The organism is Pantoea coffeiphila, assembly GCF_016909495.1.
Classification (GTDB): Bacteria; Pseudomonadota; Gammaproteobacteria; order Enterobacterales; family Enterobacteriaceae; genus Erwinia; species Erwinia coffeiphila.
In genome coordinates, this window is the sequence record NZ_JAFBFW010000005.1 from 296,212 (window position 1) to 309,901 (window position 13,690).

The 13,690-nt window shown below is 58.8% G+C and carries 12 protein-coding genes; 3 read left to right on the plus strand and 9 right to left on the minus strand.

Annotation, left to right across the window (positions count from 1 at the left end; genetic code table 11):
* The first annotated feature begins 14 nt into the window (after nucleotides 1-14).
* A complete protein-coding gene (gene nadR, locus JOE09_RS17670; protein ID WP_146114185.1) occupies nucleotides 15-1,244 on the plus strand; it encodes a multifunctional transcriptional regulator/nicotinamide-nucleotide adenylyltransferase/ribosylnicotinamide kinase NadR in 1,230 nt (409 codons plus the stop codon).
* A gap of 222 nt (nucleotides 1,245-1,466) precedes the next feature.
* Here the strand turns inward: nadR and JOE09_RS17675 are convergent, their stop codons facing one another.
* The gene (locus JOE09_RS17675) at nucleotides 1,467-2,468 is read right to left on the minus strand and encodes a zinc-binding alcohol dehydrogenase family protein (protein ID WP_205066665.1); all 1,002 of its coding nucleotides are present in this window, start codon (nucleotides 2,466-2,468) and stop codon (nucleotides 1,467-1,469) included.
* 95 nt (nucleotides 2,469-2,563) lie between these two features.
* Here JOE09_RS17675 and JOE09_RS17680 point away from each other — a divergent pair, with 95 nt between their 5' ends.
* Nucleotides 2,564-3,460, plus strand: a complete 897-nt coding sequence (locus tag JOE09_RS17680) for a LysR substrate-binding domain-containing protein (protein WP_205066804.1) — start codon at nucleotides 2,564-2,566, stop codon at nucleotides 3,458-3,460.
* Between the two features lie 169 nt (nucleotides 3,461-3,629).
* On the opposite strand, the gene ettA is transcribed toward JOE09_RS17680, so the two are convergent.
* A complete protein-coding gene (gene ettA, locus JOE09_RS17685) occupies nucleotides 3,630-5,297 on the minus strand; it encodes an energy-dependent translational throttle protein EttA (protein WP_200545115.1) in 1,668 nt (555 codons plus the stop codon).
* Between the two features lie 205 nt (nucleotides 5,298-5,502).
* On the opposite strand from ettA, the gene JOE09_RS17690 reads away from it, so the two are divergent.
* A complete protein-coding gene (locus JOE09_RS17690) occupies nucleotides 5,503-6,450 on the plus strand; it encodes a 2-hydroxyacid dehydrogenase (RefSeq protein ID WP_105594805.1) in 948 nt (315 codons plus the stop codon).
* 125 nt (nucleotides 6,451-6,575) lie between these two features.
* On the opposite strand, the gene deoR is transcribed toward JOE09_RS17690, so the two are convergent.
* From deoR to JOE09_RS17725, 7 genes are all read right to left on the minus strand, one after another.
* The gene (deoR, locus tag JOE09_RS17695) at nucleotides 6,576-7,319 is read right to left on the minus strand and encodes a DNA-binding transcriptional repressor DeoR (RefSeq protein ID WP_200562068.1); all 744 of its coding nucleotides are present in this window, start codon (nucleotides 7,317-7,319) and stop codon (nucleotides 6,576-6,578) included.
* 159 nt (nucleotides 7,320-7,478) lie between these two features.
* Complete coding sequence (gene urtE, locus JOE09_RS17700) at nucleotides 7,479-8,177, minus strand: urea ABC transporter ATP-binding subunit UrtE (RefSeq protein ID WP_205066666.1); 699 nt, start codon at nucleotides 8,175-8,177, stop codon at nucleotides 7,479-7,481.
* 1 nt (nucleotide 8,178) lies between these two features.
* Entirely contained in the window at nucleotides 8,179-8,970 is a 792-nt protein-coding gene (urtD, locus tag JOE09_RS17705) for an urea ABC transporter ATP-binding protein UrtD (RefSeq protein ID WP_205066667.1), read from the minus strand.
* Nucleotides 8,963-10,039, minus strand: a complete 1,077-nt coding sequence (gene urtC / locus JOE09_RS17710) for an urea ABC transporter permease subunit UrtC (RefSeq protein ID WP_123336405.1) — start codon at nucleotides 10,037-10,039, stop codon at nucleotides 8,963-8,965. The genes urtD and urtC overlap by 8 nt, the downstream gene beginning before the upstream one ends.
* A complete protein-coding gene (urtB, locus tag JOE09_RS17715; protein ID WP_205066668.1) occupies nucleotides 10,039-11,598 on the minus strand; it encodes an urea ABC transporter permease subunit UrtB in 1,560 nt (519 codons plus the stop codon). Before urtB ends, urtC begins: the two co-directional genes overlap by 1 nt.
* A gap of 77 nt (nucleotides 11,599-11,675) precedes the next feature.
* Entirely contained in the window at nucleotides 11,676-12,944 is a 1,269-nt protein-coding gene (urtA, locus tag JOE09_RS17720; protein ID WP_200545120.1) for an urea ABC transporter substrate-binding protein, read from the minus strand.
* A gap of 28 nt (nucleotides 12,945-12,972) precedes the next feature.
* Entirely contained in the window at nucleotides 12,973-13,683 is a 711-nt protein-coding gene (locus JOE09_RS17725) for a GntR family transcriptional regulator (protein ID WP_205066669.1), read from the minus strand.
* Nucleotides 13,684-13,690: the final 7 nt, after the last annotated feature.

Below are 13,690 nucleotides of genomic sequence, written 5' to 3' on the forward strand. Positions count from 1 at the left end.
GCAGGAGGCATGTTGTGTCGTCGTTTGATTATCTGAAAACCGCCATTCGCCAGCAGGGCTGCACGCTGCAGCAGGTTGCTGACGCCAGCGGCATGACCAAGGGCTACCTGAGCCAGCTGCTGAATGCCAAAATTAAAAGCCCCAGCGCGCAAAAGCTGGAGGCGCTGCACCGCTTCCTTGGCCTGGAGTTTCCGCGCCGTGAAAAAACCATCGGCGTGGTGTTCGGCAAGTTTTATCCCCTGCATACCGGCCATATTTATCTGATCCAGCGCGCCTGTAGCCAGGTGGACGAGCTGCATATCATCATGGGCTACGACGAACCGCGCGACAAAAAGCTGTTTGAAGACAGTGCGATGTCGCAGCAGCCTACCGTCAGCGACCGCCTGCGCTGGCTGTTGCAGACCTTTAAGTACCAGAAAAACATCCGTATCCATTCGTTTAACGAAGAGGGAATGGAGCCTTATCCCCACGGCTGGGACGTGTGGAGTGAAGGCGTCCGTGCGTTTATGGACGATCGTGGTATCGTGCCCGACCGCATCTATACCAGCGAAGAGGGCGATGCGCCGCAGTTTAAAACGCATCTGGGCGTAGATACGGTGGTTATCGATCCGCAGCGATCGTTTATGAGCATCAGTGGCGGGCAGATCCGCCAGGACCCGTTCCGCTACTGGGAATACATTCCCACCGAAGTGAAGCCGTTCTTCGTGCGCACCGTGGCGATCCTCGGCGGCGAGTCCAGCGGGAAATCGACGCTGGTTAACAAGCTGGCGAACATCTTCAACACGACCAGCGCATGGGAGTTTGGCCGCGATTATGTCTTCTCGCACCTTGGCGGCGATGAGATGGCGCTACAGTATTCCGACTACGATAAAATTGCGCTGGGGCAGGCTCAGTACATTGATTTCGCGGTGAAATACGCCAATAAAGTGGCCTTTATCGACACCGATTTTGTCACTACTCAGGCCTTCTGCAAAAAGTATGAAGGGCGTGAACATCCCTTTGTGCAGGCGCTGATCGATGAGTACCGCTTCGATCTGGTGATCCTGGTCGAGAACAACGTGCCGTGGGTGGCCGACGGCCTGCGCAGCCTGGGCAGTTCGGTCGATCGCAAAGAGTTCCAGGAACTACTGGTATCGATGCTGAATGAGAACGGCATCAGCTTTGTTCACGTCGAGCAGGATAATTATGACGAACGCTTCCTGCGCTGTGTGGATCTGGTGAAGGAGATGCTGGGCGCGCAGTAAAGGTGGTGATACCCGCGTGCGGTAAACGCTTGCCTGTTGCAACCTGAGGTGGTGGAAGCGTGTTACTGCTGACGTTATCTCTCTCCACCGCATTATAACGGTGGAGAGAGAGACACGGATTCAGCATCACGCAGTACGCATCACGTTGCCCGTTTCAACGGCTCTGCCGTCATCCTGACGAGCGGCAATCGGCATGAGCCCAAATGCTGAACCTGCTTCGACTCAATACACAATCACCACTTTGCCACGCATATGGCCTTCCAGCACCAGCTGATGCGCTTCGGTCAGGGTTTCCACACTCAGACCATGCAGCGTTTTGCTGAGCGAGGTGGCAATTTCACCCTCATCCAGCAGTTTAGCCGTCGCGTCCAGAATCTCGCCCTGACGGGCAATATCGTCGGTAGTGAACATGCTGCGGGTGTACATAAACTCAAAATGCAGCGCCGCGCTTTTCAGCTTCAGCTGATCCATGCTCAGCGGTTTCTCATTTTCCACGATGGTACAAATCTGCCCCTGCGGCGCGACGATCTGGCTCATCGCTGCCCAGTGTCCGTCCGTATCGTTCAGGCAGAAGATATAATCGACATATTTGAGGCCGTGCTTCTCCAGCTCCGCCGCCATATCTTTGTAATCAATCACCAGATCGGCACCGCGATCTTTACACCACTGTGCGGAATCCGGGCGTGAAGCGGTGGCGATCACTTTGACTTTGCTGTGCAGTTTGGCAAATGGGATCGCCAGCGATCCTACACCACCTGCGCCACCGACGATCAGCAGCGTTTTACCTTCTGCTGCTTTGTCGATCTGCAGACGATCGAACAGGCCTTCCCACGCGGTCAGCGCGGTGAGCGGGATCGCCGCCGACTGCGCCCAGTCGAGGTTACGCGGCTTGTGGCCGGTAATACGTGCGTCAATCAGCTGTTGCGTGGCGTTGCTGCCGGGGCGAGTGATATCACCCGCGTAATAAACTTCATCACCGATGCTAAAACCGCTGACCTTGCTGCCAACGGCCAGTACCACGCCGCTGGCATCCCAGCCGAGAATGCGCGGCTGCTGCAGGCCGTTCTTCTGCGCGCCTTTGTGTACTTTGGTATCGACCGGGTTAACCGAGACGGCCTTCACTTCCACCAGCAGATCGTACTCGCCTGGCGTCGGCTGCGGCTGCTGAATTTCAATAAACTGCTGCGGGTTTTCCGGGTTAATGGCAATCGCTTTAATGGTCATACTGTTCTCCTTAGTGAGTTAACACCAGTGTAGAAGCTCAGCGCGATGATGATAAGATGGACAATAACGCACTCAGTGTTCTTCTCAGGTGAACAATCATGTTCAGACAGCTTCAGGATATGGCGCTCTTTGCGCTGGTGGCCGAATGCGGCAGCTTTACCGCCGCGGCGAAACGCGCCGGTCTGCCGAAATCCAGCGTCAGCCAGCGCATCAGCCAGTTAGAGCAGGCGCTGGGCCTGCGCTTACTTAATCGCACCACCCGTCAGCTGAATCTGACCTTTGCCGGGGAGCGCTATCTGGTGCACTGTCAGGAGATGTTGCAGGCCAGTGAACGTGCCGGGCAGGCGATTGAGCGCCTGCGGGAAAACCCCAGCGGTCGGCTGCGCATCACGTCCCCCGCCGGTATCGGTGCGACGCTGCTGGCGCGGTTTAACGCCGCATTTCAGCTGGCTTACCCTGACGTTACGCTGGAGGTGCTGGTCTCCGATCAAATCCGCGATTTGGTTCAGGAAGGATTTGATATTGCGCTGAGAACCGGACAACCGCAGGATTCATCGCTGATTGGTCGCCGGATTGGCTACTGTGAGCGGCTGCTGGTGGCTTCGCCCGAGTATCTTGCGCATCATGTGCCACTGCGCGATCCCGGACAGCTTTCAGAACACCGCTGCATTGCCCATCATGCCTGGAGCGAATGGGGGCTGAAGCGCGGGAATGACTATTATCGCTGGCTGCTGCCGCCCACCCATATGACCGATAATCTGGTTTACGCCCGTGAGTGCGCGCTGAATCATGCCGGGATCACCCTGCTGCCGCGCTTTCTGACCGAGGAAGCCATCGCTGCAGGCACGTTGCAGCCGGTGCTGCCGGAATGGGAAGTGGAGGGCAATGAACTGTGGCTGGTTTATCCGGGGCGCAAGCTGAATACGCCTGCGCTGGCGAGCTTTATTGAGTTTGCAATGAAGTCACCGGTGTTTGGGGATTTTTATCGCTAACGCAGTGATGAATAATGCGAATGTTGGCGACAATATCATTATCGGTTTTGACAGCCATAAAGTGTTGAACTGCGTTTTGATTAGAAAAGATGGGGAAGGGTATCAGGGACCCGTTTCCGGCTGGCAGAAGCTTTAAGAAAACGGCGGGATTACCCGCCGTTTTTAATGATTACTTAATCATACGCTTGTACTTGATACGCTTCGGCTCCAGCGCGTCGGCGCCCAGCGTGCGTTTCTTGTACTCTTCGTATTCGGTGAAGTTACCTTCGAAGAACTCGATCTTGCCTTCATCCTGGTAATCCAGAATGTGGGTGGCGATACGGTCCAGGAACCAGCGGTCGTGCGAGATAACCATCGCACAGCCCGGGAACTCCAGCAGGGCGTTTTCCAGCGCGCGCAGGGTTTCGATATCCAGGTCGTTGGTCGGTTCATCGAGCAGCAGCATGTTGCCGCCAACCTGCAGCAGCTTCGCCAGGTGCAGACGACCGCGCTCACCGCCGGACAGTTCGCCCACGCGTTTGCCCTGGTCGACGCCTTTAAAGTTAAAGCGACCCACGTAGGCACGGCTTGGCATCTCGGTGTTGCCGATACGCATAATATCCTGCCCGCCGGACACTTCTTCCCACACGGTCTTGGAGTTGTCCATGCTGTCGCGGAACTGATCGACCGAGGCCAGCTTAACGGTTTCACCCAGCACGATTTCGCCGGAATCAGGCTGTTCCTGACCGGACATCATGCGGAACAGCGTGGATTTACCCGCGCCGTTCGGGCCGATAATCCCGACAATCGCACCCTTCGGTACGGAGAAGCTCAGATCGTCAATCAGCAGGCGGTCGCCGTAGGATTTACGCAGGTTGCTGACTTCCAGCACTTTGTCACCCAGACGGGCTCCAGGTGGAATAAACAGCTCGTTGGTTTCGTTACGCTTCTGGTATTCGGTGTTGTTCAGCTCTTCGAAGCGAGCCAGACGTGCCTTACCTTTCGACTGCTGGCCTTTGGCGCCTTTGCGCACCCACTCCAGCTCTTTCTCAATCGATTTACGGCGTGCGGCTTCGCTTGAGGCTTCCTGCGCCAGACGCGCGTCTTTCTGCTCCAGCCATGAGGAGTAGTTGCCTTCCCATGGGATACCCTCGCCACGGTCCAGCTCCAGAATCCAGCCCGCCACGTTATCCAGGAAGTAACGGTCGTGGGTAATCGCCACAACGGTGCCTTCGAAGTCGTGCAGGAAGCGTTCCAGCCAGGCCACGGACTCGGCGTCCAGGTGGTTCGTAGGTTCGTCCAGCAGCAGCATGTCTGGTTTTTCCAGCAGCAGGCGGCACAGCGCGACGCGGCGGCGTTCACCACCGGACAGGTTGGCGATTTTGGCATCCCAGTCCGGCAGGCGCAGCGCATCGGCAGCACGTTCCAGCTGGGTGTTGAGGTTGTGGCCGTCGTGCGCCTGGATAATCTCTTCAAACTTGCCCTGCTGTGCGGCCAGTTTGTCGAAGTCTGCATCCGGCTCTGCGTACTTCGCGTATACCTCGTCCAGACCTTTCAGCGCGCTAACCACTTCGGCAACCGCTTCTTCCACCGATTCGCGCACGGTGTGTTCCAGATTCAGCTGTGGTTCCTGCGGCAGGTAGCCGATCTTAATCCCCGGCTGTGGACGCGCTTCGCCTTCGATGTCTTTATCGATACCGGCCATAATGCGCAGCAGGGTAGATTTACCCGCACCGTTCAGGCCGAGCACGCCGATTTTGGCACCCGGGAAGAAGCTGAGTGAGATGTTCTTTAGAATATGACGCTTCGGCGGCACGACTTTGCCGACGCGATGCATGCTATAGACGAATTGAGCCACGTAGATTGAGCCTCTTATGGTCTGAGTTATTAGCAGGGCGCACTGTTGCCCCTTCAAACCACGGAGTTTAGCTGTTTTCCCCACTTAATCACAGCCACCTTGCAGCGGATTATCCCGATATCACCCCAACAATCGGATATCTGTTTGATTTCTCACCATGTAACGCTATGCTAATTTTTTTGCCTTATAAATTATGGAGATATCGATGAGAGTCCTGATCGCGGCGCAAGAAAATGCCTGGGGCGGTATGATCCAGCAGCTACGAGAGACGCTGCCCGACGTTGAATTTGTCGCTTCCGCAGAGCAGGCCGGGAAGAGCCTGGCCGGGTTTGATGCGCTGATCCCGACCATGACCCAGGTCAGCGAGCCGCTGCTGCAAACGGCCGATCGGCTGAAGCTGATCCAGCAGTCGGGTGCCGGGCTGGAGCGGGTGGATATCGCCGCCGCCCGCGCTCGCGGCATCGCGGTCGCCAACGTACCGACCGATATCTCCGGCAATGCGGATTCTGTTGCCGAGCTGGCAATCTGGATGATGCTGGGCCTGGCGCGTAAAGCCAGCGAAGTGCCGCAGATGCTGGCGGATCGTCGGCTCGGGCAGCCCATAGGCCTGGGGCTGAAGGGAAAAACCGTGGGCCTGGTGGGCCTCGGCGGCATCGGCAAGGCGCTGGCGCAGAGGCTAGCGGCGTTTGAGATGCGGACGATCGGCGTAAAGCGCAGCGTAGACGCAGAATTTGCCCGCCGCCATCGGCTGGACTGGCTGGGCACTATGGAACAGCTCCCGCAGCTGCTGGCTGAGTCTGATTTTGTGGTGCTGAGCCTGCCGGATAACCCGGAAACCCACCATATTATCGATGAACCTGCGCTGGCGAAGATGAAGCCCGGTAGCTTCCTGATTAACGTGGGTCGCGGTGGATTGATTGAGAAGGGGGCACTGCTGGCGGCGCTGGATAGCGGGCAGCTGGCCGGTGCAGGGCTTGACGTATTCTGGCAGGAGCCGCCCGATCCGCAGGATGTGCTGTTCCGCCACAACGTGATCGCTACGCCGCATATCGGTGGCGTGACCGATATTTCCATCAGCGGGATCGTGGCCGGGGTGTGCGAGAATTTGCGCCGTCTGCGAGACGGCGAGGCGATCCTTAACGATCAATCTTAACGCCTGAGGGGCTGGCGGTCGCCGTGCCGTAAAGCCGGAGCGACCTTCAGTTGCGGATAAGCCTGCTTGAAAATCAGGCTTTTTAGCGTGCAGGGAGTAAATGGCTGCGGGGAGGAACGTCAGCTTTACGGGCAGATCACCGGAATTCCCAGGTCCTGCGGCGGAGCGGCATCGCTAATCAGACCGTCGAAGGCGCTGAGATCGGCGATGCGCGCCGGAAGCACCTTGCCGAATTTGCTGCTGTCAGCCACCAGCAGTCGCTGGCGTGCACGCTGAAGCGCCAGCAGCTTTACCGGCAGCTCGTTCAGGTTATAGCAGCTGGCACCCTGTTTGATATCTACGCCCGCTGCGGAAATAAACGCCTTATCCGGGCAGAGGTTATCCATCACCGACAGCTGACCCAGTGGGGTAAACATGGCGTTGTCCGGGTGGAATTCACCACCGCAGAGGATCACCCGGCAGGCCGGTTTTTCCTTCAGGGCGAGGAAAGTATTCACCGCACAACAGACGGCGGTAAACGGCATATCGTCGTCAATCGCGTCAATAATCCACGGAATAGTGGTGCCGCAGTCAAAGTAAATCGTCTCATTGGGATTAATCAGCGCCGCCGCGCGCAGACCCAGTAGCCGTTTTTGTTCAACGTGCTGGCTCATCTGGTCGGAGACAAAATAGTGGCTCTGATTACGAATGGGATCGGCAACGATATAGCCGCCGAGCAGCACCACCGCACCGGGACCTTCATTCAGATCGCGGCGGATGGTCATCTCAGAGACGCCCAACAGCCGGGCGGCTTCTTTCAGATGGATTTTATCGGTGCGCTTCAGCGCCTGGGCCAGCTTGTTTATGCGCTCGTCGCGCCGGGTTTCCATGATGGTTCTTCCAATGTGGCGAATGACGGTAAAGGTCAACATTAACCTGGCCATTTCAGACAATTTGGAGTGTACCTTCAATAGGATAGCGCCGCAAATTCCACGCAAACCTGCCGGAAAGCCAATCCTGGCCGCACACAGGCGCGGGCAGGGCGGGCATCAGATCGCTACCAGCCCGCGTACGCCGTCCGCTTCCATATCCTCGCCGCGACCGCGCTGAACAATCTCCCCGCGCGACATCACCAGATAGCTGTCGGCCAGTTCAGCGGCGAAGTCGTAGAACTGCTCCACCAGCAGGATCGCCATATCACCGCGTTTCGCCAGCCCGGCGATCACCGCGCCGATCTCTTTGATCACCGAAGGCTGGATCCCTTCGGTGGGTTCATCAAGGATCAGCAGCTGGGGTTTACAGGCCAGCGCCCGCCCGATTGCCAGCTGCTGCTGCTGGCCGCCGGAAAGATCGCCGCCGCGCCGCTGCCGCATTTCCAGCAGCACCGGGAACAGCTGCCAGATCTCCTCCGGCACTTTAGCGGCCTGAGCGCCGGAAAAGCGCGCCAGACCCATCAGCAGGTTCTCTTCCACGGTCAGGCGGGGGAAGATCTCTCGGCCTTGCGGCACGTAGGCAATCCCGGCCTGCACCCGCTGGTGTGGCTTACGATTGTTAATCGACTTATCCTGCCAGCTGATGGTGCCGGATTTGGCGGGGATCAGTCCCATCAGGCATTTCAGCAGGGTGGTTTTCCCCACACCGTTGCGGCCCAGCAGGCAGGTGACCTCGCCGGGGCGGGCTTCAAACGACAGTCCGCGCAGAATATGGCTGCCGCCGTAGTACTGATTCAGTTCCGATACTTTTAACATGTCAGCGCCCCAGATAGACTTCAATAACCTGCTCGTTGGCCTGCACCTGACGCAGCGATCCTTCCGCCAGTACCTGCCCCTGATGCAGCACCGTCACGTGGTCGGCAATGGTTTCTACAAAGCCCATGTCGTGTTCCACCACCATCAGCGAATGTTTTCCGGCGAGGCTGCGGAACAGCTCGGCGGTGTACTCCGTTTCCGCATCGGTCATTCCCGCCGCGGGTTCATCCAGCAGCAGCAGATGTGGCTCCTGCACCAGCAGCATGCCGATCTCAAGGAACTGTTTCTGACCGTGGGACAGCAGCCCGGCGGGGCGCTGCCGACTGCCGCCGAGGCGCAGCAGCTTAAGGACGTCATCGATCCGATCCTGCTGCTCGCCGTTCAGCTTTGCCCGCAGGCAGGCCCAGACGGATTTATCGGTTTTCAGCGCGATTTCCAGATTTTCAAACACCGTCAGCGCCTCAAACACCGTTGGCTTCTGAAACTTGCGGCCAATGCCAACGCGGGCGATTTCCGGCGGCGACAGCGCTGTAAGATCGGTATCCTGGTCATAAACTACCCGGCCATTATCCGGGCGGGTTTTCCCGGTGATCACGTCCATCAGCGTGGTTTTACCCGCGCCGTTGGGGCCGATAATGCAGCGCAGCTCGCCCACGCCAATCTGCAACGAGAGATCGGTCAGCGCCCGGAAGCCGTCAAAGGAGACGTTGATCTTCTCCAGCTGGAGGACCGGATCGGTTTGCGCGCGGTGGCGGTCGGACGGGTGGGGCTGGGTAAACAGTTGTTCAGTCATGTTTCCTCCTGCGCAGCAGGCCAATCACGCCACGCGGCAGGAACAGCGTAACGAGGATAAACATCAGGCCGAGGAAAAACAGCCAGAATTCCGGGAAGGCGACGGTAAACCAGCTTTTCGCACCGTTGACGATCGCCGCACCCAGCATCGGGCCAATCAGCGTTCCGCGACCGCCCAGGGCGACCCAGATGGCGGCCTCAATCGAGTTGGTCGGCGACATTTCACCGGGGTTGATAATGCCAACCTGCGGCACGTATAGCGCACCGGCCAGCCCGCACAGCACCGCCGACAGCGTCCAGACGAACAGCTTAAAGCCGCGCGGATCGTAACCGCAGAACATCAGGCGGTTTTCCGCATCGCGCACCGCGGTCAGCACGCGGCCAAACTTGCTGCGGGCCAGCGCAAAGCCGATGCCGAGGCTGATGACCAGCAGCAGCACCGTGGCGACAAACAGCCCGATGCGCGTGCCGGTGGTGGTAATCGGGAAGCCGAGCAGCGTGGTGAAACCGGTGAAGCCATTATTACCACCGAAGCCGGTTTCATTGCGGAAGAACAGCAGCATGCCAGCATAGGTCAGCGCCTGGGTCATAATTGAAAAGTAGACCCCTTTGATCTTCGAACGGAAGGCAAACCAGCCGAACACCAGCGCCAGCACGCCCGGCACCAGCACAATCAGGCACAGCGCCCAGGCGAAGTGCTGCGTTCCGGCCCAGAACCACGGCAGCTCGCTCCACGACAGGAACGACATAAAAGCGGGCAGGCCATCACCGGCGGCCTGGCGCATCAGGTACATGCCCATCGCGTAGCCTCCCAGCGCGAAGAACAGGCCGTGACCGAGCGAGAGCAGCCCGGCGTAGCCCCACACCAGATCCAGCGCCACGGCGACAATGGCGTAGCAGAGGATTTTGCCGACCAGCGTCAGCGTGTAGGTTGACAGCGCCAGCGGGTTATCCTGCGGCAGCAGCGCAAGGAACGGCAGCACCAGCAGGGCCAGCAGCAGCACCGCCCCCAGCCCGAGGGTCAGACGCGGCGCTTTCTGCGCCACGGTTAGCGTCATGGGTTGCGTCATCAGTCAATCACCCTTCCTTTAAAGGCGAACAGCCCCTGTGGCCGCTTCTGGATAAACAGCACGATCAGCACGAGGATCAGGATTTTGCCAAGCACGGCCCCGATCTGCGGTTCCAGCACCTTATTGAGAATACCGAGGCCGAGCGCGGCCACCACGGTACCGGCCAGCTGGCCAACGCCGCCGGTCACCACCACCAGGAAGGAGTCGATAATATAGCCCTGACCCAGCTCCGGCCCGACGTTGCCCAGCTGTGAAAGCGCCACGCCCCCCAGCCCGGCAATGCCGGAACCCAGGCCGAAGGCCAGCATATCCACGCGCCCGGTGGGCACGCCGCAGCAGTCGGCCATGGCGCGGTTCTGCGTTACCGCCCGCACGTTCATGCCCAGACGCGTTTTATTGAGCAGCAGCCAGGTCAGTATCAGCACGCCAGCCACAAACACCATTACCGCCAGGCGGTTGTACGGCAGAACGAGGTTCGGCAGCACCTGCATTCCACCCGACAGCCAGGCAGGGTTAGCGACTTCCAGGTTCTGGGTGCCAAAGACGACGCGGACCAGCTGGATCAGCATCAGGCTGATGCCCCAGGTAGCCAGCAGCGTTTCCAGCGGGCGGCCATAAAGATGGCGAATGATGGTACGTTCGAGCACCATGCCGATGGCGGCGGTAATAAAGAAGGCTACCGGCAGCGCCAGCAGCGGATAAAATGCCAGCCACTCCGGGGCAAAACGCTGAAACAGGTTTTGCACCATCCAGGTGGCGTAAGCACCCAGCATCAGCATTTCACCGTGGGCCATGTTAATCACCCCCAGCAGACCATAGGTGATAGCCAGACCGAGTGCCGCCAGCAGCAGCACGGAGCCCAGCGACAGGCCGGTAAAGGCCTGGCCGAGCACATCACCCAGCATCAGGCGATGGCGGATCTGTTTGAGGCTATCGGCGGCGGCGGCGCGTACGGTGGCATCCGTTTCATTTTGCGGTGACAGCAGGCGTTCCAGGCTGGCCTGGGTTTGCGGATCGCTGGTTTCGCCCAGCAGTTTGACCGCCTGCAGACGCACCTGCGGGTCGCCGTCGGCCAGCTGTAACCCGGCAACGGCCTGGGCTAATACCGCATGGACGCTGCTGTCCTGCTCTGCCGCCAGCCTCTGGCGCAGCAGCGGCAGCTGATCGGGCTGGGCATCATTTTGCAGCGCACGCGCCGCTTTCAGCCGCGTCGCGGCCTGCGGGCTGACCAGCTGATGGGCGGCGAGCGTGGTGGCAATCATCGTGCGCAGCCGGTTATTCATAAACAGCTTTTTGGTGGCACCCACCGGCGCAGCGCTGCCTTCCAGCGGCGTCAGCTGGTCTTTAAGCTGGTTGAAGGGCTGTTTGTTCTCGTCGAGAACCACGGTTTCACCGTGCAGGGCCTGCAACAGCGGCAGGCGGGCAGGGTCCGGCGCTGCGGCCCACTGCTGGAGGATCTTCAGCTGATCGCTGCGGCTGGCGGCGGAAAAGTCCGCTGCCGGTCCGGCCACGGCAAGGCATGGCAGGCTGAACAGCAGTATTAGCAGCAATCGCATCATAGTGTGCTCTCTCGCTTTTCTCGGGTGCGATGAATTTCAGCGGGCCAGGCAGCGCCTGGCCCTTCGGAACGGGACTATCAGTTGGTGGTTTTAACCGGGTGGTCAGGCTTTTTGTCGTTACCGGCGATGTACGGGCTCCACGGCTGGGCGCGAACCGGCTTATCGGTCTGCCACACCACGTTGAACTGGCCGTTATCTTCGATTTCGCCAATCATCACCGGTTTGTGCAGGTGGTGGTTGGTTTTATCCATGGTCAGAGTGAAGCCGTCCGGTGCGGCAAAGGTCTGTCCGGCCATGGCGGCGCGGACTTTATCCACGTCGGTGGTGCCTGCTTTCTCTACCGCCTGCGCCCACATATGGATGCCGACATAGGTGGCTTCCATCGGGTCGTTGGTCACCACGGTATCGGCGTTCGGCAGTTTGTGCGCTTTGGCATAGGCTTTATACGCCGCGACGAACTTGGCGTTAGCCGGATTATCCACCGACTCGAAGTAGTTCCACGCGGCCAGGTTGCCGACCAGCGGCTTGGTATCAATCCCGCGCAGCTCTTCTTCGCCTACCGAGAAGGCGACGACCGGTACATCGGTCGCTTTGATGCCCTGGTTAGCCAGCTCTTTGTAGAACGGCACGTTAGAGTCACCGTTGATGGTAGAAACCACCGCCGTTTTGCCACCGGCAGAGAACTTTTTGATGTTGGATACGATAGTCTGGTAATCGCTGTAGCCAAACGGCGTGTAGACCTCTTCGATATCGCTGTCCTTCACGCCTTTAGAGTGCAGGAAAGCGCGCAGGATCTTGTTGGTGGTGCGCGGATAAACGTAGTCTGTACCCAGCAGGAAGAAGCGTTTTGCCGAACCGCCATCTTCACTCATCAGATACTCAACCGCCGGAATCGCCTGCTGGTTTGGCGCGGCACCGGTGTAGAACACGTTTGGCGACATCTCTTCGCCTTCATACTGCACCGGATAGAACAGCAGGCCATTCAGCTCTTCAAACACCGGCAGAACGGACTTACGGGACACCGACGTCCAGCAGCCAAACACCACGGCGGCTTTATCCTGGGTCAGCAGCTGGCGGGCTTTTTCCGCAAACAGCGGCCAGTTAGAGGCGGGATCGACCACCACCGGCTCCAGCTTTTTGCCCAGCACACCACCTTTGGCGTTAATTTCATCAATGGTCATCAGCGCCACGTCCTTCAGCGGCGTTTCGGAAATCGCCATGGTGCCGGAGAGCGAGTGCATAATGCCGACTTTAATGGTGTCGGCCGCCTGAGCGTTCCAGGATAATCCCATGCCAATAACGGTGGCAGAAAGTGCAAAGGCCTTGAGCAATGAACGTCTTTTCATCAGTAATCCCCTGAAATTTTTTAAAAGATTATGTGGGTGAAACCGTGTGTAGCCTCGCCTGCTGGAGCATATGCAATGTGATTTTTCTGACCTCTGCCCGACTGACGGCAATGTGGTCGGTCAGAATTTGTTGGGCCTCCTCGCTTTGCTGGTGAAGTACTGCGTTTAAGATCCGGGCGTGTTCGTTATAGGTGGCATCAACGCGATCCTCACGGGTGAAGTCGAGGCGGCGGATGATGCGGATTTTTTCAGTTAACTCGCTGTGAATACGGGCCATTTCCTCGTTGCCTGCGGCGGAAACCAGCGCCATATGAAACGCTTCGTCATGCAGGGAAACGGCGATAAAGTCCGCCAGGCGCGGTTCGTCAATCCAGAAGCGCGTCAGCCGGTCGAGCAGCTCGCTGCACTGCCGGGCGGGCAGGCGGCAGAGCCGTTTCACCGCCTCGCACTCCAGCACCGTGCGCAGATCGTACAGCTCTTCGAAGTACGCAAAATCAAACTGGCGAACCTGCCAGCCGAGGCGGTTCCACACTTCGACATAGCCTTCACGCTCCAGGCGAAACAGCGCCTGGCGCACCGGGGTGCGGCTGACCGCCATGCGCGTGGCGATTTCGCTTTCGCTGAAGCGGTCGCCCGGCATCAGACGAAAGTCGAAAATGTCATTTTTCAGCGCGTGGTAGACGCGATCGGCCAGCACCTCCGGCCGATCTTTGCTGTTTTTCTGCGACGATCCCTGCATGCTCACA